This window comes from Pseudomonas sp. Irchel 3F6, from assembly GCF_900187595.1.
GTDB classification, from domain to species: domain Bacteria; phylum Pseudomonadota; class Gammaproteobacteria; order Pseudomonadales; family Pseudomonadaceae; genus Aquipseudomonas; species Aquipseudomonas siliginis.
In genome coordinates this window covers 624,806-649,659 of sequence record NZ_FYDP01000002.1, presented here as the reverse complement: position 1 = coordinate 649,659, position 24,854 = coordinate 624,806, and the positions used below count along the sequence as shown (strand labels likewise).

At 60.4% G+C, this 24,854-nt stretch carries 25 protein-coding genes and 2 pseudogenes; 5 read left to right on the top strand and 22 right to left on the bottom strand.

Annotated elements, in window-relative coordinates; translation table 11 throughout:
• Positions 1-23: 23 nt before the first annotated feature.
• Positions 24-1,307, bottom strand: coding sequence for a type II toxin-antitoxin system HipA family toxin (locus CKW30_RS08995; protein ID WP_095180587.1), 1,284 nt, complete (start codon positions 1,305-1,307; stop codon positions 24-26).
• Positions 1,307-1,603 (bottom strand): helix-turn-helix domain-containing protein, encoded by a 297-nt coding sequence (locus CKW30_RS08990; RefSeq protein WP_095180586.1) that lies wholly within the window; start codon positions 1,601-1,603, stop codon positions 1,307-1,309. The genes CKW30_RS08995 and CKW30_RS08990 overlap by 1 nt, the downstream gene beginning before the upstream one ends.
• Positions 1,604-1,902: 299 nt before the next feature.
• Between CKW30_RS08990 and CKW30_RS08985 the strand changes: the two genes are divergently transcribed.
• Entirely contained in the window at positions 1,903-2,112 is a 210-nt protein-coding gene (locus tag CKW30_RS08985) for a transcriptional regulator (protein ID WP_081932519.1), read from the top strand.
• Positions 2,113-2,176: 64 nt separating this feature from the next.
• Here CKW30_RS08985 and CKW30_RS08980 read toward each other — a convergent pair.
• Positions 2,177-2,535: pseudogene (locus CKW30_RS08980) on the bottom strand (DUF6124 family protein).
• A 343-nt stretch (positions 2,536-2,878) separates the two neighbouring features.
• On the bottom strand, positions 2,879-3,649 hold the full coding sequence (tam, locus tag CKW30_RS08975) for a trans-aconitate 2-methyltransferase (RefSeq protein WP_095180585.1): 771 nt from the start codon (positions 3,647-3,649) through the stop codon (positions 2,879-2,881).
• A 176-nt stretch (positions 3,650-3,825) separates the two neighbouring features.
• Here tam and CKW30_RS08970 point away from each other — a divergent pair, with 176 nt between their 5' ends.
• Positions 3,826-4,236, top strand: a complete 411-nt coding sequence (locus tag CKW30_RS08970) for a low affinity iron permease family protein (protein ID WP_016771301.1) — start codon at positions 3,826-3,828, stop codon at positions 4,234-4,236.
• A gap of 162 nt (positions 4,237-4,398) precedes the next feature.
• Here the strand turns inward: CKW30_RS08970 and CKW30_RS08965 are convergent, their stop codons facing one another.
• The 6 genes and pseudogenes from CKW30_RS08965 to CKW30_RS08940 all read right to left on the bottom strand — a co-directional run bounded on the left by CKW30_RS08965 (position 4,399) and on the right by CKW30_RS08940 (position 9,695).
• The gene (locus CKW30_RS08965) at positions 4,399-4,902 is read right to left on the bottom strand and encodes a DUF4142 domain-containing protein (RefSeq protein ID WP_095180584.1); all 504 of its coding nucleotides are present in this window, start codon (positions 4,900-4,902) and stop codon (positions 4,399-4,401) included.
• Between the two features lie 152 nt (positions 4,903-5,054).
• A complete protein-coding gene (locus tag CKW30_RS08960) occupies positions 5,055-6,404 on the bottom strand; it encodes a sensor domain-containing diguanylate cyclase (protein WP_095180583.1) in 1,350 nt (449 codons plus the stop codon).
• 75 nt (positions 6,405-6,479) lie between these two features.
• Positions 6,480-7,118 (bottom strand): LysE family translocator, encoded by a 639-nt coding sequence (locus tag CKW30_RS08955; RefSeq protein WP_071174649.1) that lies wholly within the window; start codon positions 7,116-7,118, stop codon positions 6,480-6,482.
• Positions 7,119-7,178: 60 nt separating this feature from the next.
• Positions 7,179-7,310: pseudogene (locus CKW30_RS08950) on the bottom strand (glutathione transferase); the annotation flags it as partial.
• Positions 7,309-8,043: a hypothetical protein gene (locus CKW30_RS08945; protein WP_095180582.1), complete on the bottom strand. Its 735-nt coding sequence runs from the start codon at positions 8,041-8,043 to the stop codon at positions 7,309-7,311. The gene CKW30_RS08945 and the pseudogene CKW30_RS08950, both read right to left, overlap by 2 nt.
• Positions 8,044-8,390: 347 nt before the next feature.
• Entirely contained in the window at positions 8,391-9,695 is a 1,305-nt protein-coding gene (locus tag CKW30_RS08940; protein ID WP_095180581.1) for a hypothetical protein, read from the bottom strand.
• A gap of 216 nt (positions 9,696-9,911) precedes the next feature.
• On the opposite strand from CKW30_RS08940, the gene CKW30_RS08935 reads away from it, so the two are divergent.
• Complete coding sequence (locus tag CKW30_RS08935) at positions 9,912-10,586, top strand: hypothetical protein (RefSeq protein ID WP_177434205.1); 675 nt, start codon at positions 9,912-9,914, stop codon at positions 10,584-10,586.
• On the opposite strand, the gene yiaY is transcribed toward CKW30_RS08935, so the two are convergent.
• Complete coding sequence (gene yiaY / locus CKW30_RS08930; protein ID WP_056783452.1) at positions 10,547-11,695, bottom strand: L-threonine dehydrogenase; 1,149 nt, start codon at positions 11,693-11,695, stop codon at positions 10,547-10,549. The genes CKW30_RS08935 and yiaY overlap by 40 nt on opposite strands.
• A gap of 154 nt (positions 11,696-11,849) precedes the next feature.
• Between yiaY and CKW30_RS08925 the strand changes: the two genes are divergently transcribed.
• Positions 11,850-12,869, top strand: a complete 1,020-nt coding sequence (locus CKW30_RS08925) for a DUF4917 family protein (RefSeq protein ID WP_095180580.1) — start codon at positions 11,850-11,852, stop codon at positions 12,867-12,869.
• A 164-nt stretch (positions 12,870-13,033) separates the two neighbouring features.
• Here the strand turns inward: CKW30_RS08925 and CKW30_RS08920 are convergent, their stop codons facing one another.
• From CKW30_RS08920 to CKW30_RS08895, 6 genes are all read right to left on the bottom strand, one after another.
• Positions 13,034-13,378 carry a YegP family protein gene (locus CKW30_RS08920; protein ID WP_076566339.1) on the bottom strand — a complete coding sequence of 115 codons (345 nt, stop codon included), beginning with the start codon at positions 13,376-13,378 and terminating at the stop codon, positions 13,034-13,036.
• A gap of 80 nt (positions 13,379-13,458) precedes the next feature.
• Positions 13,459-14,040 carry a DJ-1/PfpI family protein gene (locus tag CKW30_RS08915; RefSeq protein WP_095180579.1) on the bottom strand — a complete coding sequence of 194 codons (582 nt, stop codon included), beginning with the start codon at positions 14,038-14,040 and terminating at the stop codon, positions 13,459-13,461.
• A gap of 164 nt (positions 14,041-14,204) precedes the next feature.
• The gene (locus CKW30_RS08910; protein WP_095180578.1) at positions 14,205-15,431 is read right to left on the bottom strand and encodes an SAM-dependent methyltransferase; all 1,227 of its coding nucleotides are present in this window, start codon (positions 15,429-15,431) and stop codon (positions 14,205-14,207) included.
• Positions 15,432-15,608: 177 nt separating this feature from the next.
• Complete coding sequence (locus CKW30_RS08905; RefSeq protein WP_095180577.1) at positions 15,609-16,226, bottom strand: TPM domain-containing protein; 618 nt, start codon at positions 16,224-16,226, stop codon at positions 15,609-15,611.
• A 33-nt stretch (positions 16,227-16,259) separates the two neighbouring features.
• Positions 16,260-17,012 carry a YgcG family protein gene (locus tag CKW30_RS08900; RefSeq protein ID WP_095180576.1) on the bottom strand — a complete coding sequence of 251 codons (753 nt, stop codon included), beginning with the start codon at positions 17,010-17,012 and terminating at the stop codon, positions 16,260-16,262.
• Between the two features lie 13 nt (positions 17,013-17,025).
• Positions 17,026-17,634 carry a LemA family protein gene (locus tag CKW30_RS08895; protein ID WP_095180575.1) on the bottom strand — a complete coding sequence of 203 codons (609 nt, stop codon included), beginning with the start codon at positions 17,632-17,634 and terminating at the stop codon, positions 17,026-17,028.
• A gap of 258 nt (positions 17,635-17,892) precedes the next feature.
• Between CKW30_RS08895 and bglX the strand changes: the two genes are divergently transcribed.
• The gene (gene bglX / locus CKW30_RS08890) at positions 17,893-20,184 is read left to right on the top strand and encodes a beta-glucosidase BglX (protein WP_095180574.1); all 2,292 of its coding nucleotides are present in this window, start codon (positions 17,893-17,895) and stop codon (positions 20,182-20,184) included.
• A gap of 196 nt (positions 20,185-20,380) precedes the next feature.
• Here bglX and CKW30_RS08885 read toward each other — a convergent pair whose 3' ends face one another.
• From CKW30_RS08885 to CKW30_RS08865, 5 genes are all read right to left on the bottom strand, one after another.
• Complete coding sequence (locus CKW30_RS08885; RefSeq protein WP_056783426.1) at positions 20,381-21,538, bottom strand: phosphatidylserine/phosphatidylglycerophosphate/cardiolipin synthase family protein; 1,158 nt, start codon at positions 21,536-21,538, stop codon at positions 20,381-20,383.
• A gap of 1 nt (position 21,539) precedes the next feature.
• Positions 21,540-22,130 (bottom strand): YceI family protein, encoded by a 591-nt coding sequence (locus tag CKW30_RS08880; RefSeq protein ID WP_095180573.1) that lies wholly within the window; start codon positions 22,128-22,130, stop codon positions 21,540-21,542.
• 170 nt (positions 22,131-22,300) lie between these two features.
• Positions 22,301-22,597, bottom strand: coding sequence for a hypothetical protein (locus CKW30_RS08875; protein ID WP_056783423.1), 297 nt, complete (start codon positions 22,595-22,597; stop codon positions 22,301-22,303).
• Positions 22,594-23,673: a serine hydrolase gene (locus CKW30_RS08870; protein WP_095180572.1), complete on the bottom strand. Its 1,080-nt coding sequence runs from the start codon at positions 23,671-23,673 to the stop codon at positions 22,594-22,596. Before CKW30_RS08870 ends, CKW30_RS08875 begins: the two co-directional genes overlap by 4 nt.
• A gap of 164 nt (positions 23,674-23,837) precedes the next feature.
• Positions 23,838-24,716: an acyl-CoA dehydrogenase family protein gene (locus CKW30_RS08865; protein ID WP_095180571.1), complete on the bottom strand. Its 879-nt coding sequence runs from the start codon at positions 24,714-24,716 to the stop codon at positions 23,838-23,840.
• Between the last annotated feature and the right edge of the window lie 138 nt (positions 24,717-24,854).

Genomic DNA, 24,854 nt, shown 5'->3' with positions numbered 1-24,854 from the left:
TCGCTGAGCCCTTCCTCCCCGGATTACTTCTCGAAATCCTGATGCAGCCTCGCCAGTACATTGAAGATCGGTTCCCCGGCTTTGTGCGGGACATTCAATCGAGTGAATACTTTCTTCCAGTCGGCGAGCGCTGCGAGAGTCTGCTCGATGTATTCCTCGGCCTTGAGGTATTTGTAATCCTTGCAGATCTCCATGATTCGCTTGCGCGTAGGCGTGCCGGGAGTGCGGCCACCGAAGTCAGTGGTGTGCTCGCCCATGGCGTTTGCGAAAGTCAGGTCGTATGCCGGGGACAGCGTCCAGGTTTCTTTCTCGCCTTTTTTTTCAGGATTGTGGCAGAGAAAGGCAAAGTTCTTCGCATGGTCGTCATGGTTGTGAGACAGCGCATTGAAGATCATTAACCTGGCCATCTTTTCCACTTCGACGGAGCTTCTGGTCAACACCTGAGTGAGCTTGAGCAGGTTCGGGTAGTCGATGGATGACAATGCGCGGTAGTCCGCGTACATGAGCGCCGAGACGGTCATCATGTGAATCTTGCGCTCGCCGTCGCGGTCGAAGCGCTTGGTTGCGAAGAAACGCTCAACCTCGCCGCCAGGCATCTGCACATCCAGAAGATCCGATTCAGCCATGGTCACTCCGGCGGCACGAGCCATCTCGGCATAGGCGAGTTCAATGCCGCCGGTTTCAATCGGTTCGTACAATGCCCTGAACTTCACGATCCAATGTGCATAGCCCTCGGGCAGGGCATCAAAGGCCGAAATTGCGTGTTTTTTGTCGGCAGACAGCGCCACGATTGCCTTCGGTCGTGCGCCCCCCGGTGAGCCACCGGCCAGTCGCAATTTGGTAAGCACAGCAGGGGTCTCACCCTCTTGAACTTCGATTGAAGCTTCGTAGAGTTGGCAAATATCCAAAGGGCCTGTGAGCTCTGTTTTTTCCGCCTTCGGCTGATATTCAAACGCCCCCATACTGCGCTCGCCCATATAAGCAAGGCGATCAAGCGCTGTGAGTGTAAGGTGGGTGCCGTCACCGAAGGTGCTGTCGAAATATCGATCCATCAGCAGCATGCCCCAGCCGTCAGGCAGTGAATCGGCGAACGGTCCGTGTAGCCCTTCGAAGAGGCTGGTGTTCCTGGCCAACTGGGGCTTTTCGTCCCAAGCCATTGTCAGCGGCGAAAGATTGTAGCCAGTGGCAAGCCAACCCGGATCGTAAGCGAAGTAAATCCCCCGGCCCGCGACTCTGACCAGCTCACCAACCTTGGCGCCCTCTTTCAAAACATCCAGCGCTTCTGTGTGTTTGAAAGGCTTGATCATCAGCGCATCCCTCTCTTTCGCCTGGCATTCTTCAGCTCATCCAGCGAGCTCGGTTGCTCTGGTTTGAACAGCCTGGTCACAGCGTTGAGTTCATCAAGCGCAGTGGCTATCAGGATCAAAGCCTCCAACGTCACGAGGCCGGTCGCTTCGAATCGCTTGATGGTGGATTCGGAAACCCCCGCCTTTTCTGCGAGCGTCTTGCGGGAAAGGTTTTTGGAGAGCCGCAGGATTTTGGCGTTTTCTCCGACATTTCTAGCGATCTCAGCCGGCGAGTGAAGCAAATGCATGAATGACATGGCAAACCCTTCCAATTCTTAAGGATCTTAATAGAGCCATTGTAGCCATCTAACCTCCCTTAAGGATCAGATATGACCATTTTTGAAAAATTTCACTAATTTCGTGGAGCAATAGAGATCTTCTGATTGCTACACAGCTGACATTGAGGATTACGCGGTTGGGTCACGCGTGGCCGCTTTTGTCACCGCGAATCTGACTCTCCGCAATGCAGTCATATTTGGCAACGTAATGATGAACACAGCGTTTGTTGTGCCGTTCAAGATCGCCGCTCATGTGGTTACCAAAGCGGACATCATTTATGGACATCAAACCCATTCGGAGCACTGAAGACTTGTCCGCAGCATTGCTGCGTATCGAGCAGATTTGGGGCGCTGAGATGAACTCGCCGGAAGGCGATGAATTGGAAATTCTCGCTCGGCGGGTGGGCGAGTATGAGGAGCAGCAATTCCCGATTCCCCCTTCCGAGCCCTTTCAAGAGGACAAACCTGGTATTGATCAGCGGTTTTGACGCTGCACTAGCCGAAAAACCGGTCGCAACGACCGGTTACTTTTTACTCGGAAATCAACGCCGGCTAACCCACCGGCACCACATTATCCAACACCTGATTCACCGCCAGCTCGCCCAGCATGACGACCTGGGCGATGCCGAGCAGGGTTTTGCGCTGGCTGCCGTCGAGCAAGGCGGCAAAGTCGCCGAGCATGACGCTGGCCGAGCCGAGGGACTCGCTGGCGTTGACCAATAGCGACTCGGTATCGGTGCCCGGATTAACCATGAACATGCTGCTGGCCTGGTACGGCGGTGAGCTTGTTTTTGGTGGGATGAGATAGTGGTCGAGGGCGCGTTCGGCGGCTTCGTGGAGTTTTTTCGAATCGAGGGATCGTAAGGAGAGGCCGGATCGGTTTCCGGCGGATTTGGCGTTACCTTGAACATGGAATCTTCCTGTAGTGGTAACTGCAACCATCCCGCTGCTATACGAAAGGGTGGCAGCTGTACGCAAGTTAGCAGACCGGTAGGAAGTCCAAAACCCGGCGCACCCGAGGGTGCCATGCGCACAGCCACCATCAAGTGCAGGCGAAGCCTGACTGGAAGGCACATGTGCAACCGTTGATCAATCCTGGCCGGGCTGCTAAACCCGATCACTGCCCCAGCGAGCCCCTCACCCTAACCCTCTCCCGAGGGAGAGGGGACCGATCGGGTTGTTCTTGCGAGTTACGCCGACCTGAACCAATGCGTCGAACTCGCGATAAAAAACGAGCTAGGCGAATGAATATTTTCAGCGGGTTGCAACAATAAACAAGCGTGGAAACGGCAACAGCACCGAGCCGTCAGCCAAGGCCGGATAAGCCTTGGCAACTTCCGCCAGATACCGCTGCAGATACTGAGCCCGCTCCTCCTCGGTCAATGGGCTCAGGAATGGAATCAACCCGCTACCCTTGAACCACTCCACCACCCCCGCTGCACCATCGCGAAGTTGGTGGTGATAGGTGGTGCGCCACACATCGACCCGCGCGCAGTGCGGCCGCAGCATTGAAAAATACTCACTGGCACTGGCCATGTCGGTGCGCTGCCCGGCAGCGTCTGCGAGCTTGCTCGCCCACGGCCCATTGGCGGCGACTTCACGCATCAAGCGGTGGGACGGTTCGTTGAGGTTGTCCGGCATTTGAATCGCCAGGCTGCCACCGTCTGAAAGCTTGCTCGCCAGGGCTGGCAGCAACGAAGCGTGATCAGGCACCCATTGCAGCACCGCATTGGCGAAGATCACATCGAACGGACCCTCGTCAGCCCATTTGTCGACCTCGGCCACCTGAAACTGCACGTCAGGCAAGCGCTTGCGCGCGGCGGCAATCATGTCCGCCGAACTGTCGAGGCCACTGACGCTCGCATCGGGAAAACGCTGCACCAGCAATTCGGTGGAATTGCCCGGTCCGCAACCAATGTCCACCACCGCCCGGGCCTGCGCGGTGGGTATCGCCGCCAACAGATCACGGGCCGGGCGGGTGCGTTCATCTTCGAAAGCGACGTATTGCTTGGCAGACCAACTCATTGCGTTCTCCTGTCGGGGCATGGCTTGAAACCGGGAAGTGCAGCTGCCCATACCATACAGCGATAAGGCCGATGAGCTCGCCCCGCCTCCGGCGTCCCGCCCGGTTATTTGTAATTAGAATTTTCAGCACAACACCGATGTCTGAATTTCAAGCTCCCAAAACAAGGACTTCCATCATGAAATTCGCAAAGATTGCCCAGAAACTTGCCCTGTGGGCCGGTAGCCCGAAAACGTTCATGGGGGCGTTGATTCTGATCGGGTTGTGGGGGTTGAGCGGGCCGATTTTTGGTTACAACGACACTTGGCAGCTGATCATCAATACCTCGACGACGATTATCACGTTCCTGATGGTATTCCTGATTCAGAACACGCAGAACCGCGATACCGACATTCTGCATTTGAAACTCGATGAGCTGTTGCGGGTGAACAAGGAAGCGCAAAACGCGATGCTCGGGCTGGAAGCGCTGGACTTGAAGCAACTTGAAGCGCTGCGCCGGCATTACCGCGCGCTGGGTGAGAATCAGGTGTTTGATCTTGAGGGGCTTGGCGACAAGAGCAAGCCAAAGCAGGATTTGAATGAGTGCTGAGCAAGTAAACACACCCTGTGGGAGCGAGCCTGCTCGCGAAGATGGCGGGTCAGTCAAAACATCATTGACTGACACACCGCTTTCGCGAGCAGGCTCGCTCCCACAGGGGAAGCATCGCATTTCAACTGAAGGTTTCGCTCGCGCTGCAACAACAAGGCGAAGTTAGCGACTGGCCTGCAACGCTCGAGCTTTCTCCAGATGGCTTTGCAGTTTCGGCAAAGTCTCATCGGCAAACGCTTTGATTTCCGGCACGTCGGTGGTCTGTGCCTGTTGCTCGATCTGAGTGATGGCCTCCTCGGTCGCCTTGACCTGACTGGCAGCGTAGGCCTGATCGAATGTGGTGCCGTCCTTCACTTCCGGCATCAGCTCTTTGGCCTTGTCGGCGAGTTCTTCGCGGGGGGCAACCGGCAGGTCGAGTTTCTTGGCGATTTTCGCAAGGTGCTGGTTGGCCGTGGTGCGGTCGTTGATCACAACGATGGTGTAATCCTTGACCTCTTTCGATTCGGTCTTGCCGTGGGCCAGACGACTGGCTTCGATGTCGGCCATGCCTTTGGCAGAGGCATCGTTGATGAATTCGGCAGGCGACTGGGCGAACGCACTGCTGGCGCACAGGCCCAGCAGGGTTGCAAAACTGACGTTACGTAAACGGGTGGCCATCCGGCTCATGGTCGCGCCCTCCTTCGTGGAAAATTCAAACGGGCCGTGATTCGCCCGCTGCTCAAATGTCGCGGCGGACAATTGTCCGCCTCAGTTAGGAATGCTTTAGCGGTCAAAGGTTTAGAAAATCTGCCTGAACCGCGACGAACGGCGCGCTCGCTTCAGCTGCCCAAGGCCCGATGATTCAGGCGTTTGGCCGCATACATGGCTTGATCGGCATGCCGAAACAGTTGCTGTTCTTCTTCGCCGTGTTCAGGAAAGCGCGCCACGCCGATGCTCGATTCGATCCACAGGTCATGCCCGTCGAGGCGCATGGGCTGCGCCAGCACCTGTCGGATTTTTCCGGCGACACTGTCGGGATCGCCGGCGGCATGCACGCTGTGCAGCAGCACGACGAACTCATCGCCACCGATACGCGCCACCGTGTCGGTTTCACGCACGCAGCCTTTCAGCCGGTTGGCCACGGTTTGCAGGAGCATGTCACCGACGGCATGGCCATGGGTGTCGTTGACCTGTTTGAAGCGATCCAGATCGACATACAGCAGCGCCATGTGTCCGTGCAGGGTTCGCGCATCGGCCAGCGCAGCCCTGAGCCGATCACGCAGCAGTTCGCGATTGGGCAGTTGCGTCAGTTGATCGTATTGCGCCATGCGCTTGAGCCGCGCGTGCAGTTGCTGGCGCTCGATGGCCGTGGCGACTTGTGCACAGACATATTGCAGCAGTTCTTTGTCCTGCTCGGTGTAGCGTTCACCACCAGCGAGGCTTTTGACGATCAAGGCGCCGATGGTGCCGTTTTTTGAATTCAGTGGTACGCCGAGCCAGCAAGGCGCGTTTTGTTCCGCCACCAGCTCAGCAAAATCGGGCGTGGCATCGGCGCTGTCCGGCGTCAGCAACATCGGCTGGCCGCTGCGGATCACTTGCGCGCAGAGCCGTCTGATGACGGTGCCGGGCTGCTCGGGCTGCAATTCGTGATCGTCGACGTGATAGGGAAAATTCAGCTGCGCGCAGTGTTCGTCGTACAGCGCCACGGAAAAATTCAGCGCCGGCAGCCACTCGCCAATCAGCAGATGGATGCGTTTGAACAGCGCCAGCAAATCTTCCGCCGCGTGCGCCGCTTCGGAAATCGCGTACAACGCCGCTTGCCGCGACTCGGCCTGCTTGCGCTCGGTGATATCGCGGGCGACGGCGATGCGCAGTTGATCGACTTCCGACCAGCGCGCCGACCAGGAAATGTGCGCGACGCTGCCGTCCTTGCGCAGATAGCGGTTCTCGAAATTGTGCTTCGGGTCGCCGCCCATGATTTCGCCAGCGGCCGCAAGGGTGCGCTGGCGATCGGCCGGGTGCACCAGCTCGATCATCGAGCGGCCGATCAGTTCGTCAGGCGTGTAGCCGAAAATCCGCTCGCAGGCAGCGCTGACGAAAACGAAACGGCCCTGTTTGTCGACCGCGCAAACGGCGTCCAGCAACAGGTCAATGTAGCTCGCCAGCGGCGCAGGGTTGGGGCTTTGCATGGTTCTACGGGGTGTCCGCGCAGTGCAGCGATTTCAATCATCCATGATCGTGATTGCGCGTCCCTGCCCATTCCATCAAGTCTTGTTCGGCAGCAGCCCCGGCAGCGCGTGCATCAACGCGTTGATGGCGAAGCCGATAAACATCACGCCGCATAAACGTGTGATGAGCAGCTCATGCCGCTGATACACCGTGCGCACTCGCTGCGCGCCGACCACGCCGATGAGGATAGCGTAGGCCAGCGCACCGCCGATGAAACTCAGAGCGATCAGCGCCGGCAACATCGACCAGTTGAGCAGTTCGGCGCGGCTCGACAACAGCGCCGTAAAGGTCGCCACCGCCACCGGATAGGCCTTGGGATTGGTCAGGCCGAAGACGATGCCGTGCCAGAACGGCTGCCGCGCCGCCCCTTGCGCCTCGTCGCCATTGCGGCGTTGGGCACGCACCGCACGCCAGCCGAGCCAGAACAGGTACAACGCGCTGAGCACGCCGAGCACATCGAACGCGGTGCTGCCGATTTCCCGCGCACCGACAATCGCCACCAGCGCGGTGCTGCACCAGATCACATCGCCGAGCAGATGCCCGCAGAGAAAACCCGCCCCGGCGCGCCGGCCATGGGCCGCGCCAATCCCGAACACCGCCAGCACGCCCGGCCCGGGCGTGATCCCGTAGATGAAACCCGAAGCCAGAACGGCCAACAGCAATGATGGAGTCATGAGAAACCTGCAAGCGCCAGAATACTTGGCGGCCAGTCTATATCAGAGGGTCACGGCGGATCACTGCGCGTCGTGAAAACGCATGCCGGGGTACGGTTTCTGCCGACACGTAGCCAGCCGCGATTGCAAATCGCCGACGTGGACTTCCAGCTCGTGCCCGTCGGGATCGAGGAAGTAGAACGACGCGCCTTCAATAGCCTCTCAGATTTTCGGGAACGAAATATTGCTGTCCGTCATAGCGCAACGTGGTCAGCACCGGCTTTTCGTGGGTAGTTTTCGATTCGCAGGTGTCGGGTGGCCCCTCACCGACCAGGCCCATGGTGACTGAGCGGACAATGATATCGGCGTAACCATGGGAACTGGTTTTGCCCATCTCAAGCGTACGCACCGTCTCCGAGCGCTCTCCGGCGCAATTGCCATCCCATTCGCCACTGAAGCTGTAGGCGACCAAGCGATCCAACACCGGGCGCAGTTTGTCGCCCTCTTTCACGTAGAGCGACAGCAGGGTTTCATCCAGCGGATTGACGCGTGACGAGCCTTTGAAATGGGCGCGAACGCCGAAGGCACGGAGGTCGGGCGTGAGTTTATAACGCGCCGTATCCAGCTCCAGACTCTCCAGCGCGATGGCATCGGAGAGAAACGCCGACGGCTGATGATAGGTTGCCAGCGGTTTGGGGCTGCCGGCCGTGATGACAGCCAGATCCAGATCGTACGAGCCCACGCTGCCGTCATGGCCATAGACCGGATCGGGCACGAACGTCGATAGCGCGGTAATCGTCAGCGACGGATAAGCCGGCCAGTCCTTGCACAAAGAAAAGTCCGCTTCGCCACTGACCGCAGGCGGCGTGCAATCTGCCCACGCCTGCCCAGCCATCAACCACCCGCAGAGCGCGGCAGCGCTGATCCACGTGGACTTCATTGTCACTTCCCGCTCCTTGAAGATATTTCCAGGCGCGCACTATCCCTTTCTGCATCGGAGGATTCAACAGATCTGGCCAGCGAATCTTCTCATGTGTCTGAAGTCGGAATTCGCGAGCAGGCACGCTCGCACAGGAAAGCGCATTCCAAAGTGGGAGCGAGCCTGCTCGCGAAGGCGTCATCACAGACGCCGCGAGTCTCAGAACTTATCCAGCGTGCGCAACTTCTGCGGCAAGCCGGGGTGGTGCTGCCGGTGAGGTCCTTGATGCGCGCCGACCAAAACCTGGCTGACGACCCCCCGAACTGGACAGGGTTCATCCGAGCCGGCAGGACAGTTCGGTTTACCTCTGGCGCTCAAAGGCCGATGCGGTCTCGCCGTTTTGTGACAGGCGCGGTCAGCAAGCGAACCAGCTGCGCGCTGTCGTCCCTGCGACCCAACACCAGGATCGAAGAGCCTTGCAGGCAGGCGTCGATGGCTGACCATGAAACGTCTCTCGCGCCCTCGACATCAAACGAATCATCCACTGCGCCATCGACCAGAAAGCCTGCCGTCAACAAGCCTCGTGCGCTGCCCGAGGTCTGTCCGACCGCCACAATCCGTTTACCGGCGATATCATCCAGCGCAAACCCTGCTTGCCAACCTCTCAGATCCCGCTCCTGCGCCGTCGGCGTGAGGACAGGATTTTTGAATGCATCATCCATTTGGCCGGCGTAGGTAATGCCACTGATGAACCCGTGTTGCAGTTTCGTGCCTTGCGTTGACTCGACCGCCGCACCGAGCAGAAGCAGGCGCTGCGCCGTTTGCACCGCGATGTCCGTCACGCTGCTTTCGAGCGGCTGGCCATCGCGCTGAATGTTCAACAGCAGTACCCCCTTGTCGCCGAACGCTTGCGCAACTTTCCCGCTGTGGTCGAACGCCATGACCAGTCCCTGATTGGTTACTTCCGTTTTGCCATGCAGCAGAATCAGCCCATCGTCGAGCTGGATGATCCCGGACAGCGAAATGGCCACCCCTGGCAGTGACAGGGGCAGCCAACCGTTGCTGGCGAACGATAAATCGTCCGAGCCATCGAGATGGAATCGCGTCAACAGGCCACTGCCCTTTTGCGCGGTCACGAACAGCAGCCGGTCCGGCTGCGCAAGCTGCGGATCGGATTTGGCCAGCAGCAGTTGCCCATGCGTGGCCCCAAAAAGTGCCGGAATCCGCATGGGCACAATCCGGTAGCCATTCCTGTCGCCGCCGAACTCGATGTCCGGCGAGCCGTCGGGCAGAAACCGGGCGATGACTTGCTGGTATTCAAGAGTCTGGTCTTTGACGACACCAATCACACCGCACATCCAGATCCGTCCGAGCGCATCAACGATCAATGGCCCGCCTTGCGTGAGCGAGCCTGTGCCGAACTGGCCGCTGAGATATCCGCCGGTGCCGAAAGCCGGATCCGGATTGCCATCGGCATCCAGGCGCGCAAGGCCGTAGTACGAATGGCCCGATTGCTCGACGGTAGCGCTGACCATGATCTGCTCCGAAGGAGTGATCGCCACGCCTTTGGCAATGGTCTTGCCCGCTCCGGGGAATTTCAGCGTTCGCAGACCAAAGAGCGCATCCAGCTCCCCGGCTGACTGCACGTTTGGGGACAATGGCGCGATAGATTCCGACATGCTCGTATGCTCCTCAAGAGATCGACGTCGACCCCCTCGTAGCGAGCATTCGACCCCAGGTCGCCACGCCGGACAACTGACAGAAATGACAGTTTTTTAGAAGAAAAAGAAATTACCTACTGTGTAAAAAAGACTGAATGACTGGTAGTTCTTACAGGTTCGAATTCAGGCATGTCATGCCAACCTCAGCGTTCAAATCAGCCATGGACGAGAAGCATGATGAGCACTCGCGACGAGCAAATTTCACAACCGGCCCCGACCATCACTTATCCCGAGGAGGCCAGCACGACGGGACCTGCGACATTGTTGCTCGGCAGCGGCATACCCAATGCTCTTGTGCACGTCTGGAACATTGAAAACACCCATTCGCTTGGCGAAGGGCTGGTCAGCGCAAATGGACGATGGGCGTTCAGCATCACCGGCGTTCAGGCCCAGGGCCAGCAGAAGATTCACGCCCACCAGACGTATGCAGGCATCACGTCCGAATGGAGCGAAGAGCGCGGATATGAGGTGCGACTGCGGCCCGAGATCGACGTCCCGGTCGTTGTCGAACCGATTGAGGGCGCGCAGGTCGATACGCCTCTGATCTTTTCGGGAGATGTCACGCGAGCCGAGGGTTTCGTCAGTATTTTCGATCTGGACACTGGCCTGGAGATTGCCAGAGCAGCGGTCGAAAGCGACCGGAAATGGCAAACCCCGGCAGCACCCTCCCTGGCGGTCGGGCAGTACCGTATCTCCGCCGTCCACAACATCGCCGGCCAGGTTTCAGATTGGGGCCGTGTGCGAACATTTGCCGTGGTCGCAGAAGCAAGCGAAGGACTGTTCGACTTCGCTCGCCTGCGCGCCTTCATTCAAAACGCATTGCGGAAAATTTCCTCGATCTGGCGCTGATCTGCCGCCCGTGGATTGGTCAGTCCGCATGCATCCTTCAAAGCATTGGTGGCGAGCACCGGGATGTCGCTGAGTTTCGCGCCCAGCTCACGCAGTCCGCCGGGAATCTCCACGTCTTTGGCAAGGTTGCGAATGGCATTGATCGCCGCTTGCGCGCCTTCTTCCGCGCTGAAACCACGAATATCCGCGCCCATGGCGTGGGCGACGTCCCTGAGTCGGTCAGCGCAGACCAGCGCATTGAAGCTCTGCACATGCGGCAACAGCACGGCATTGCAGACTCCGTGGGGCAAGTCGTAGTAGCCGCCCAGCTGATGCGCCATGGCGTGGACAAATCCGAGCGAGGCGTTGTTGAACGCCATGCCGGCGAGGAACTGCGCGTAAGCCATGTTCTCCCGCGCCGCCAGGTCGCTGCCGTCGCGCACCGCCAGACGCAGGTTGCTGCTGATCAGGCTCATCGCCTTCAACGCGCAAGCATCGGTGATCGGGTTGGCGGCGGTCGAGACGTAGGCTTCGATGGCGTGGGTCAGCGCGTCCATGCCAGTGGCGGCGGTCAGGCCTTTGGGCATCGCGACCATCAGTTCCGGATCGTTGACTGACAGCAGTGGCGTGACGTTGCGGTCGACGATGGCCATTTTCACGTGGCGCGATTCGTCGGTGATGATGCAGAAGCGGGTCATTTCGCTGGCAGTGCCGGCGGTGGTGTTGATGGCGATCAGCGGCAATTGCGGCTTGCTCGAACGGTCGACGCCTTCGTAATCGCCAATCTGCCCGCCATTGGTTGCGCACAGGGCGATGCCCTTGGCGCAATCGTGTGGCGAGCCGCCACCCAGCGACACGACGAAATCGCAACGGCTTTCCTTCAACAGCCCCAACCCGGATTCGACATTGGCCGTGGTCGGGTTCGGTCTGGCGCCATCGAAGATCACCGAATCGATGTCCTGCATCGCCAGTTTCTCGGCGATCATTGCGGCCACGCCAGCCTTGGCCAGCCCGGCGTCGGTGACAATCAGTGCCTTGCGAAACCCATAATTGCGGATCGCGACCATGGCTTCGTCGAGGCAGCCGCTGCCCATGATGTTGACCGCCGGAATGAAGAAGGTGCTGCTCATCGTGTGTCTCCTGACTGAAGCCGGATCGACTGCCTCGATTCGGCGGGTGCACACAGGATCGACCGATCGGTCACGAGCAATGTTGATCTGGCTCAATGTCCGCTCGTGATAAAGTCGCCGTCCATCTGCCCTTTGTTTTGAGACCGCCCACGCAATGACCGATTTTCTCGATGTCGACGCCACCCTCGAAGACTGGAACGCCCTGCGCGCCGCGAACGATTTCCAGGGTTTGCTGGTGGGCAATGGCGCCAGCCGCGCGGTGTGGGATGACTTCGGCTACGACTCGCTGTTCGAAAACGCCCGTACGGTCGAAGAGAAACCGCTGAGCCCATCGGAACTGGCGGTGTTCGACGCGCTGCAAACCCGCAGCTTCGAACAAGTGCTGGGCGCCCTGAAGACCACCAGCCGGGTCAACAAGGCGCTGGCGGTCAGCTCGGCGGCGCCGCGCAATCGCTATTACGCAATCAAGGAAGCGCTGATCAACACCGTGCACGCGGTGCACATCCCGTGGCGGCTGGTGCAGCCTTCGACACTGTCGGTGCTCAATGCAGAACTGGCGCGCTATCGCACGGTGTTCACCACCAACTACGACCTGCTCAATTACTGGGCGCTGCAACACCCCGGCGAGGCCATCGACGATCTGTTCAACGGCGCGGACGCAAGTTTCGATCTGAGCCAGAGCGCCACCGACAAACCGCGCCTGCTCTACCTGCACGGTGGTCTGCATCTGGTGCGCAATCAGGACGGCACCGCGCGCAAACTGACCTCGACCGAGGGCACCCTGCTCGGCAGTTTCGCCATCAACAACACGATCAAGACCCTGGACGACGTGCCCCTGTTCGTTACCGAAGGGCCGAGCGCTGACAAGCTCAAGACCATTCGCAGCTCGGATTATCTGTCGTTCTGCTACGAGCAGTTACTGGCCCATGGCGACAGCCTGTGCATCTTCGGCCATGCGCTGGGCGAGCAGGATGCACATCTGGTGCGGGCGCTGCGGTTGGCCAGACCGAAGTGCGTGGCGATCTCGATTTACCCGCGCAGCGCTGCGTTTATCCAGCATCAGAAGCGTCACTACGCCAAGGTGTTTGAAGGTACCGGGGTTGAGTTGCGGTTCTTTGATGCCAAGAGCCATGCCCTGGGCGATCCGCAGTTGTCGGTACCGGTTGAGGTTTGATATTGGCCGGGCTGACACCTTCGCGAGCAGGCTCGCTCCCACAATGGAATTCGGTCACCTGTGGGAGCGAGCCTGCTCGCGAAGACGGCATATCAGCCAACCCAAAAGGTGACTGGAACACCGCTTTCGCGAGCCGGCTCGCTCCCACAGGTTGATGTCGGATTTCAGAGGACAGGCAGGGTCTTGTCCTTGATGGTTTTCGTCGGGCCGTTGGCCTTCACGCTGGCGATGCCCTTGTCGCATGCGCCATCCGATGAATACGACTCGCTGCTGCCGATGATCTGGTGATTGGCCGCCTTCAGGTTGAAGTACGGGTGGCCGTCCTTCGTCGATTTTTTCTCGTAGCGCTCGTCCAGCGGGCTGTTGGCCTGCACCGAGGCGATCCCGCCGTCGGCGCCGGCGCGGGTGCTGTAGAGCTCGCTGGTCAGAATCGTTTCGGCGTTCGCCGCTTTCAACACGAACCTGAATTGGCCGTTGCTGCTTTTGCTCACTTCGTACCATCCGGACATGTCTGTTTCTCCTGGGGGCGATTGAGAGATTTCGCGCTTCAGAGTAAAGACCAGCAGCCGCGGTCTGTCGCCTGCCTCGACTACAAGGTGATTTTCGTACCGAGCAGACCGAGGAAACCGGCCAGCCATTTAGGATGCGCCGGCCAGGCCGGAGCGGTGGCGAAATTTCCCTGAACATGGCCGTCGGTCACCGGAATGTCGATATAGGTGCCACCGGCCAGACGCACTTCCGGGGCGCAGGCCGGATACGCGCTGCACTCGCGCCCCTCGAGCACACCCGCCGCCGCGAGCAGTTGCGCGCCATGGCAGACCGCGGCAATGGGCTTGCCGGCGGTATCGAAGGCGCGCACCAGTTCGAGGACTTTTTCGTTCAGTCGCAGGTATTCCGGAGCGCGACCGCCGGGAATCAGCAGCGCGTCGTAATCGGCTTCGCGGGCCTTGGCGAAGTCGAAATTGAGCGCGAACAGGTGACCGGGTTTTTCGCTGTAGGTCTGATCACCTTCAAAATCATGAATCGCCGTGCGCACGGTGCTGCCGGCGGACTTGTCCGGGCACACGGCGTGCACCGTGTGGCCGACCATCTGCAGGGCCTGGAACGGCACCATCACTTCGTAGTCTTCGACGTAATCGCCGACCAGCATCAGGATCTTTTTCGCGGCCATGGGAAAACTCCTCGGGGAAAGGTCTGGGGAGTATTCAAGGTAGACCTAAATTGAGCTGCAAGCTTCAAGCTTCAAGAACAAACAAGATCACCCATATCAGGCACACCAGCGTCATGCTTCAACTTGCAGCTTGCAGCTTGCAGCTTGAAGCTTGCAGCTGCCTGTTAAGGCATATAGCCGTCAGCGCGCAGCAGGGTTTCCAGGCAGTGTTCGCTGATGTGATAGAACGCTTTCAGCTCTGCGATCTTCGCCAACAGTTGCGTCGAATCGACCGGCTCGGCGCGTTTCACCGCGAGAATCATCTTGTTCTTGTTGGTATGTTCCAGCGAAATAAATTCGAAGACTTTGGTCTCGTAACCGCAGGCTTCGAGGAATAACGCGCGCAAGCTGTCGGTGACCATTTCCGCCTGCTGGCCGAGGTGCAAGCCGTATTGCAGCATCGGTTTGAGCAGCGCCGGGCTCTGGATCTGCAGGCGGATCTGTTTGTGGCAGCACGGCGAGCACATGATGATCGACGCGCCCGAGCGGATGCCGGTGTGGATCGCGTAATCGGTAGCGATATCGCAGGCATGCAGGGCGATCATCACGTCCAGTTCGCTCGGCGCCACCGTACGCACGTCACCGCACTTGAACACCAGCCCCGGATGCTCGAGCTTGCTCGCTGCGGCGTTGCACAGGCTGACCATTTCTTCGCGCAGCTCGACGCCAGTGACTTCGCCCTCGGCCTTGAGCGTGTTGCGCAGGTAGTCGTGAATGGCGAACGTCAGGTAGCCCTTGCCCGAACCGAAATCGGCGACCCGCACCGGTTTGTCCAGCGCCAGCGGCGACGAGGTCAGGGCATGGCTGAACACTTCGATGAACTTGTTGATCTGCTTCCACTTGCGCGACATCGCCGGGATCAGCTCGTGTTGTGCATTGGTCACGCCCAGGTCCTTGAGGAACGGACGGCTCAATTCGAGGAAGCGGTTTTTCTCGCGGTTGTGCTCGGCCGAAGGCGCTTCACGCAATTGCTGAGGTTTGCTCTTGAACAGCGAACTCTTGCCCTTTTTGCTGTATTCCAGCTGCGCTTCGTCGGTCAGCGCCAGTAAATGAGCATTTTTGAACGAGGCCGGCAGCAGCCCGGCGATCAGCGCCACGCCTTCGCTCAGCGGCAGGTTCTTGGTGATGTCGCGGGTCTTGTAGCGATAAACGAATGACAGGCACGGCTGCGCCTTGACCGTCACCGGTTTGATGATGACCCGTTGCAGATCCGCCTCTTCACCGACGTACTTGGCCAGCACCAGCTTGATGAAACCGCTGTCGTCGAGGCTGGCTTGCAGCAGCTCGATGAACTGGGCGTGGTGATCGGCGGCCGGTTTGGCGGACGGCGCGGAAGCAGCGGAAACGGACATGGACAAGCGGCCTCGGACGGGCGGAATCGGGAATGGCGGGTATTTTAGGGGGGATGGGGGTTGGGGACACCCTCTTATTTACCCAACGGCGAAAATCAAAAGATCGCAGCCTTCGGCAGCTCCTACAATTGGAATGCATTCTCCTTTAGGAGCTGCCGAAGGCTGCGAGCTTTTGATCTACCCCAACACCACCAACCGATTCGGCAACTCGTTCCGCACCTGCGTCACCGGCACGTGCACCTTCAACAACTCACCACACGCCTCCACGCACGTGACAAACCCTTCAAGCGTGCGGCCCTGGCGGACCTGTTCGGTGAACGCTGCGACAATCGCGTCCCAGTTGCTGTTATCCAGCCGTCTGGAAATCCCCTCGTCCACCAGAATCTCCACATAGCGCTCAGCCTCGCAGACAAAAATCAGCATGCCGGTGCTGCCCACGGTGTGGTGCAGGTTCTGTTCGAGAAACTGCCGCCGCGCCAGGTTGGAGGCGCGCCAGTGGCGCACGCGGCGCGGGACCAGATGCGTGGTGATTTTCGGCAGACGGAACAACAGGCAGAGGACGATGAACATGCCCCACTGCACCAGCAGCAGACTGCGCAGGGTCAGCCAGCCCGTGAGGTAGTGGACGATGCCCGGCAACACCAGCGCCAGCAGACTGGCCCAGAGCAGCGGGATGTACGCGTAGTCATCGGCGCGGGCAGCGAGCACCGTGACCAGTTCGGCGTCGGTGTCGCGTTCGACCCGGGCGATGGCCTCGGCGACTTTGCGTTGTTCGTGTTCAGTCAGTAATGCCATGTCGAAAAGTGCCTGCTCATTATTCTTTTGATCTCACCAGCCGCCGGACGAACCGCCGCCGCCGAAACTGCCCCCGCCACCGCTGAAGCCGCCACCGCCACCGCCGCCGAATCCGCCGCCTCCGCCAAAGCCGCCCCCTCCTCCGGAGCCACCCCGGCCGGCAGGCAGGATACCGAGCATCTGGCAGACAAACACCGTCAGGATGAACAACATCACCAGGAACACGAACAGCGCCGGGTGCCGCGAGATGAAATCATCCGCCGGGTCGCCGCTGGATTCGTACACGGTTGAGGGTTCGTCCAGCGGATTGCCACCGAGCACTACCAGCATCGCCGCAACGCCGTCGCTGATGCCTTTGCTGAAATTGCCGGCCTTGAACGCTGGCGTGATGACCTGATGAATGATCACCGACGACTGCGCATCGGTCAGGCGATCCTCCAGGCCATAGCCGACTTCGATGCGCAGTTTGCGCTCGTCACGCGCGACGATCAGCAAGGCGCCGTTGTTCTTGTCTTTCTGACCGATGCCCCAGTGCCGACCCAGTTGGACGCCGAAATCCTCGATGGTGGTGCCCTGCAGATCGGGCAGCGTGACCACCACCAATTGTTCGCCGGTGGCCTGCTCGTGCGCCTGCAATTGCTGGCTCAGTTGCGCGCGAATCGATGGCTCGAGCATTTGCGCCTGATCGACCACGCGCCCGCTCAGCGGCGGAAACGTCAATTCGGCCCGGGCGCTGACGGCGAACAGCCAGAGCATCAGCACCAGGCCCAGTTTCAACACACGCATGGGCAACCTCGAATCAGAATTTCACTTCCGGGGCCTTCTCCGCGCCGGGCGTGGTGGCTTCGAAGGTCTCGCGCATCGGCAGATCGCTGTACATCACGCTGTGCCACAGGCGACCGGGGAAGGTGCGGATCTCGGTGTTGTACTTCTGCACCGCCAGAATGAAATCGCGACGCGCCACGGCTATGCGGTTTTCCGTGCCTTCAAGTTGCGACTGCAAGGCGAGGAAGTTCTGGTTGGCCTTCAGATCCGGGTAGCGCTCGGAGACCACCATCAAACGGCTCAATGCGCCGGTCAGTTGATCCTGCGCCTGCTGGAACTGCTTGAGCTTCTCGGGGTTGTCGAGGGTGCTGGCATCGACCTGAATCGACGTCGCCTTGGCCCGCGCCTCAATCACGGCGGTCAGCGTTTCCTGCTCATGGGCGGCATAGCCCTTCACGGTTTCCACCAGATTGGGGATCAGGTCGGCGCGGCGCTGATACTGGTTCTGCACCTGGCCCCAGGCGGCTTTGACCTGTTCGTCGAGGGTCGGGATATTGTTGATGCCGCACGCGGTCAACAGCGTGGCGAACACCAGCAACGTGGCGATCTGTAGCCGTGAACGGGAGGTTGAGCTGATATTCATTGCAGTGATGCTCCATGACACATTTGATTTAAAAACCGAGCGCTGGGCATTCCCGGCCAGCGGTTGGGGCATAATCGGCGCCGCCACTGGCATGCGACGGGTTAATCGGCTAAAAAGTGCCCTTCGCGTTCACGTTGCCGCTGTCGGCTGCGGTTTTCCGGCTCAGGATTTTGCGCCGGCACCCGAACAACAATAGTCGCTCCCTACATTTTGGCTGGCCGGTGTTGCATCACCGTTTGGGCTCTAGAGAAAAAATTCATGAAGAAGCTGTGTTTGCTGGGTCTGTTCGTCAGCCTGGCCAGTCATCAGGTACTGGCCGCCACGACCCCGGTACCTTTGGAAAACAAGGACGCTTTCATCAGCAACCTGATGAAACAAATGACCCTCGACGAGAAGATCGGCCAGTTGCGCCTGATCAGCATCGGCCCGGAAATGCCCCGCGAGCTGATCCGCAAGGAAATTGCCGGCGGCAACATCGGTGGCACGTTCAACTCGATCACCCGCGCGGAAAACCGTCCGATGCAGGACGCGGCCATGCGCAGTCGCCTGAAGATTCCGATGTTTTTCGCGTACGACGTGATCCACGGTCACCGTACGATTTTCCCGATTCCGCTGGCCCTTGCGTCGAGTTGGGACATGGACGCCATCGGCCAGTCCGGTCGCGTTGCGGCTAAAGAGGCCGCCGCTGACAGCCTCGACATCACCTTCGCGCCGATGGTGGATATCTCCCGCGATCCACGCTGGGGCCGCAGCTCCGAAGGTTTCGGCGAAGACACTTACCTGACCTCGCGCATCGCCAAAGTCATGGTCAAGGCCTATCAGGGCGAGACCCCAAGCGCCGCCGACAGCATCATGGCCAGCGTCAAGCACTTCGCCCTGTACGGCGCGGTCGAGGGCGGTCGCGACTACAACACCGTCGACATGAGCCCGGTGAAGATGTACCAGGATTATCTGCCGCCCTACCGCGCCGCGATCGATGCCGGTGCTGGCGGTGTGATGGTGGCGTTGAACTCGATCAACGGCATTCCGGCCACGGCCAACACCTGGCTGATGAACGACCTGCTGCGCAAGGACTGGGGCTTCAAAGGTCTGGCGGTCAGCGACCACGGCGCGATCTTCGAACTGATCAAGCACGGCGTCGCCCGTGACGGTCGCGAAGCGGCGAAGCTGGCGATCAAGGCCGGCATCGACATGAGCATGAACGACACCCTCTACGGCAAAGAGCTGCCGGGGCTGCTCAAGTCCGGCGAGATCGAACAGAAAGACATCGACAATGCTGTGCGCGAAGTGCTCGCGGCCAAGTACGACATGGGCCTGTTCAAGGACCCGTACCTGCGCATCGGCAAGGCCGAGGATGACCCGGCCGATACCTACGCCGAGAGTCGCCTGCACCGCGCCGAGGCCCGCGAAGTCGCGCGGCGCAGTCTGGTGCTGCTGAAGAACCAGAACGAAACCCTGCCGCTGAAGAAAGACGCGAAAATCGCGCTGGTCGGCCCATTGGCGAAAGCGCCGATCGACATGATGGGCAGCTGGGCCGCCGCCGGGCGCCCGGCGCAATCGGTCACGCTGTTCGATGGCATGAGTTCGGTGATCGGCGACAAGGCCAACCTGATCTACGCCCGTGGCGCCAACATCACGGGCGACAAGAAGGTCCTCGACTACCTGAACTTCCTCAACTTCGATGCCCCGGAAGTGGTCGATGACCCGCGCCCGGCCAGCGTGCTGATCGACGAAGCGGTGAAAGCGGCGAAGGATGCTGACGTGATCGTCGCGGCTGTCGGCGAGTCCCGTGGCATGTCCCATGAATCCTCGAGTCGCACTGACCTGAACATCCCGGAAACCCAGCGCGAATTGATCCGCGCGCTGAAAGCCACTGGCAAACCGCTGGTGCTGGTGTTGATGAACGGCCGCCCGCTGACGATTCTCGAAGAGAACCAGTCGGCCGATGCGATTCTGGAAACCTGGTTCAGCGGCACCGAGGGCGGCAACGCCATCGCCGACGTGCTGTTCGGCGACTACAACCCGTCGGGCAAATTGCCGGTGACCTTCCCGCGTTCCGTGGGCCAGATCCCGACCTACTACAACCACCTGAGCATCGGCCGGCCGTTCACGCCGGGCAAACCGGGCAACTACACCTCGCAGTATTTCGATGACACCACCGGCCCGCTGTTTCCGTTCGGTTATGGCTTGAGCTACACCACCTTCGCCCTGAGCGATATGGCGCTGTCATCGACCACCCTGAACGCCAGCGGCAAGCTCGACGCCAGCGTCATGGTCAAGAACACCGGCAAGCGTGACGGCGAAACCGTGGTGCAGTTGTACATCCAGGACGTCACCGGTTCGATGATCCGCCCGGTGAAAGAGCTGAAGAACTTCCAGAAGATCATGCTCAAGGCCGGCGAACAGAAAGTCGTGCACTTCACCATCACCGAGGAAGACCTGAAGTTCTACAACGCCCAGCTCAAATACGCGGCCGAGCCTGGCAAGTTCAACGTACAGATCGGCCTGGATTCGCAGGCGGTGACGCAGCAGAGCTTTGAACTGCTGTAACAGCAAGCACACCGCCCCCCTGCACTGATCGTTCCCACGCTCTGCGTGGGAATGCAGCCCGTGACGCTCCGCGTCACTGGACGCGGAGCGTCCCTAGAGGCATTCCCACGCGGAGCGTGGGAACGATCAAATGACACACCGCTTTCGCGAGCAGGCTCGCTCCCACATTGGATTCAGGGTGTATTCAAAATCGTGGTTATCCGCGTCTATCGAGAATATTCACCACCAACCGATCCACCCAGCCCCACACCCGCTGCTTGACCCGCCGCCACAACGGTCGGCGCTGCCATTCCTCCAGGCTCACCAGCTGACTCAAGCCGAAGTCCTTCACAAAACTCGCCTCCACCGCTGCCGTCAACGCCGGGTCCAGTGCTTCCAGATTCGCCTCCAGATTGAAACGCAGATTCCAGTGATCGAAGTTGCACGAACCGATGCTTACCCATTCGTCGACCAGAACCATTTTCAGGTGCAGGAAGCACGGCTGGTATTCGAAGATCTGCACGCCGGCCTTGAGCAGGCGCGGGTAGTAGCGATGCCCGGCGTAGCGCACTGACGGGTGATCGGTGCGCGGGCCGGTCAGCAGCAACCGCACATCGACACCGCGTGCGGCGGCTTTGCGCAGCGAGCGGCGGATTTTCCAGGTCGGCAGAAAGTACGGCGTGGCCATCCAGATGCGTTTTTGCCCGCTGTTCAACGCACGGAACAACGACTGCAAAATGTCGCGATGTTGACGGGCATCGGCATACGCCACGCGGCCCATGCCTTCGCCCTTGTCCGGCACACGCGGCAGGCGCGGCAAACCAAAATGCGCGGCCGGGCGCCAGGCGCGGCGGTAACGGTTGGCGATCCACTGGCGATCAAACAGCAATTGCCAATCGATCACCAATGGGCCGCTGATCTCGACCATCACTTCGTGCCACTCGCTGACATCATGGCCCGGCGTCCAGAATTCATCGGTCACGCCGGTGCCGCCGACCACGGCCAGGCATTGGTCGACCAGCAGCAACTTGCGGTGGTCACGATAGAAATTGCCGACCCAGCGCCGCCAGCTCAGGCGATTGTAGAAACGCAGCTCGACCCCGGCCTGGGTCAGGCGCTGGCGCAGATGCAACGTGAACGCGAGGCTGCCGTAATCATCGAACAGGCAACGCACGCGCACTCCGCGCTCGGCCGCCGCGACCAGCGCCTGGACGATGGCTTCGGCGCAGGCGCCGGCCTCGACCAGGTACAGCTCCAGTTCGATCTGCTCGGTAGCTCCAGCGATGTGCTCGAGCATGCGCGGAAAGAACTGCGGGCCGTCGATCAACAGTTCGAAACGGTTGCCGTCACGCCAGGGGAACACCGCACCGCGCATGTCAGCGCGCCGTGAAAATCAGCACCGCACCCACCGGCACCGACAGACTGATCGCCGACAGATCGGCGAGTTTGCGCAGGTTTTCCAGGCCAGGCGCCAGATCGAAATCCTTGGCGTTGATCACCAGCGGTTCCAGCGTGACCACCTGAAAGCGCCGATCATCCAGACGCGTGGCGAGCAACTCGGCCGGGTATTCGTGCTGCTTGCCGTGCAGGCTGACGGTCAGCGGCAGGCGCAACTCCAGCTGCGCGCCGGGGGCCAGATCGTTGATCGGGCGCAGGTCGATCTGGGTAGTGATGGTGGCTGCGGGAAACTGCTCGATCTGGAACAGCTCCTTGCGCATGCGCTCATCGCGCAGCGGAATGCCGCTGTTGATCGATTCGAGCTCTACTTCGACCTCGGCGCGACCGTTGGGATCGACCTTGCCGTGCAGCACCAGAAAGCGCTGCACCTCCGACACGCTGGCATTTTTGGTGCTGACGAACGACAGCCGCGACGACTCGCCGTCCAGATACCAATTGGCCTGGGCCGGCAGCGCAGCGGCGGTCAACAGCAGACTGGCGAAGGTTGTATAGAGGGAGCGGTTGAACATTGAACACTCGTGGGGGCGATAAACCTGCACGAACCTTAACCGCCCGCCAAGTTATTGCAAGCCCTGTGGGAGCGAGCCTGCTCGCGAATGCAATGCTCGCCGCACAGCATGTATTGCGGCTTGCGACGATTTCGCGAGCAGGCTCGCTCCCACAGGGGAGACCAGATAATTCAGGGATTCAGGCGACAGCCCTGGCGTTCGCTCAGCCACTGCGCGCTGTTGCTGCGGCCCATGCCGCTGACGGTGATGGTTTTGCTCGAAGCGTCATCGGTAAAACCGCTGGTTGGCAGCCATTGCTTCACATAACCACGGCAATACCCGGCGTCGTTGTTCATCACATAACGACACGAGCAATATTCCTTGGCGGTGTAGGCGCTGATGATGTCCGGGAAAGCCCAGAGATTCTCCCGCTCATACCAACCCCAGCCGAGCAGCACGACCAACAGCAACAATAGAAACCGCTTCATCGCCGCACCGCCTGCAACACGCGTTTGAGCAGTTCGTTGTGCCGGTAGCTGCCATCGCGGTCATCGCCGTAACGCACGATCACCAGCTTCTGGCTGGGCATCACGTACAGCGCCTGGCCCCAGTGGCCGAGGGCGGCGAAGGTGTCGGGTGGGGCGTCGGGCCATGGTGATGTGGCGCCGTCGACAGGACGATTGAGCCACCAATGGCCGCCGGGTATGGCTTCGTCCTGATGCGCCTTGTAGCCGGCAAACGGTGTGAGGTTGAACGCGAGCCAATCCTCGGACAGCAACTGCCGATCGTTCCAGCGCCCGCCGCGCGCCATCAACAGACCGACCCGCGCCAGATCCCGCGCGGTGAGATAGGCATAGGACGAGGCGACAAAGGTGCCGCTGGCATCGCTTTCCCACACGGCGTGGCGAATGCCCAACGGCTCGAACAATGCTGTCCACGGATAATCGGCATAACGCTCTGCGCCGACCATGGTTTTCAGGGCAGCGGCGAGCAGATTGCTGTCACCGCTGGAATAACGGAAAGCCTGACCCGGCGCGGCGTAGGCGTCGTGGTCCGCAGTGAACGCGGCCATGTCGCGATGGCCGCGGGTGTAGAGCATCGCCACCACCGAAGATTTCAGCGGCGCGTATTCGTAGTCTTCCTGCCAATCCAGACCGGAGGCCCAGTTCAGCAGATGGCCGAGGGTGATCGCCGGGTGTTTTTCCAGCGCTGGGTAGAACTTCAGCGCCGGATCGTCGAGCTTGAACCGGCCTTCGCCGCAGGCCACACCGAGAACGGTTGCCAGCAGACTTTTGCTGATCGACCAGGTCAGATGCGGTGTCTGAGCAGTGGTCGGAGCGGCGTAGCGTTCGTAAATGATCTGGCCGTCGCGGATGATCAGCAAGGCGTCGGTGCGGATGCCTTCGCGGGTGGCGTCGTTACGGGGCGCGAAGGCGTAGTTTTCCAGCGCCTCGACGGCCGGGCCGGTGATCTGCGGGGCGATGGGCCATTGCTCGCCGGGCCATTGTTCGGCGCGGACGGTGAGGCTGATCAGCAGCAGGAACAGGGACAGGCCTTTGAACATGGTGGGCGCTCAGGGAATGAACCTGTCGAGACTAGTCGGGGTTTATGACAGATGTATGGTGATTTTGAGGCCGCCTTCGCGAGCAGGCTCGCTCCCACAGTTGATCGCATTTCAATTGAAGAATACCGTCCCTGTGGGAGCGAGCCTGCTCGCGAAGGGGCCGCTCAGGTCACCGCCAAAGCCTTGGCCAACCGCTTCGCCCTCGCCCCTGCCGCCAACTGCATCACGCCCTTGTCCCGCTGCCACATCTGCGCCCACTCCACCGGGCCATTGCCCAATGCCTGGTCCACCTCCCCCGCCAGCGCTTCAAACTGCGCAAACAACCCGCCCAACAGCACATGCCCGGGCGGATTGTTCGGCGCTTGCCGGCTGGCCTCGGCGCACCCGGCCAGCAGCGCCAGCAAACGCAATTGCAGGGCCTGCGGCCAGTCGCTGTCCTGGCCGACGCCGTACAACCACGCGGTCATGGCGCTGAGCACGTAGACATCTTCAAGGGTGCGAAACGGTTTGACGTAGGCGTCCCAGCCATCGCCAGCGAGCAATTCGCACAGGGCGCCGTCGAGGTACAGGCGACCGTGGCTGATGTCCGGCATCAACGGCAACGCCGGAAGTTTTTCCACCTTCACGCCGGGCTCGCCGGGATACACCACCGCCAGACTCAGGCGCGGTGTTTCGCCAGGCTCCTCACTGCGCGCAGCCACCAGTAACCAATCGGCGGCGTCGCCTGCGGTGACGAAATCCTTGCGCCCACTCAAGCGCAAATCGCGCAGCCGCGTTTGCATATCGGCCGGGCGCAGGCTGCGTTGCTCGGTCGCGCACAAGGCGCCGAGGCTCAGCGGCGCGCTCGGCCACAACATGCGCAGCGCCGCCTGATAACCCACCAGAAACGCCAGCCCCGGCGTCGCCATCCGCCGCCCGCCGGCCACCGCCAATTCGAACGGCGTGACGTTGCCCAGCGCCTGCAACAACGTTGCAAAGCCCTCGGCCAGATCAGCAGCGGCGGGCAAGCGTTCACGGCGGTGCAGCAGATCTGGCCAGGGCATGGGCGCCTCCTTGTGGGTTGTCATATAAGCATCACCGAACGTTCATGGCGATGACACCGGGGCTACATAGCCTGACTTTGCACAACACGGCTGCATAAAGAAAGTCGATCGGCTGCAACCCACGACGGGTTAAAGGCC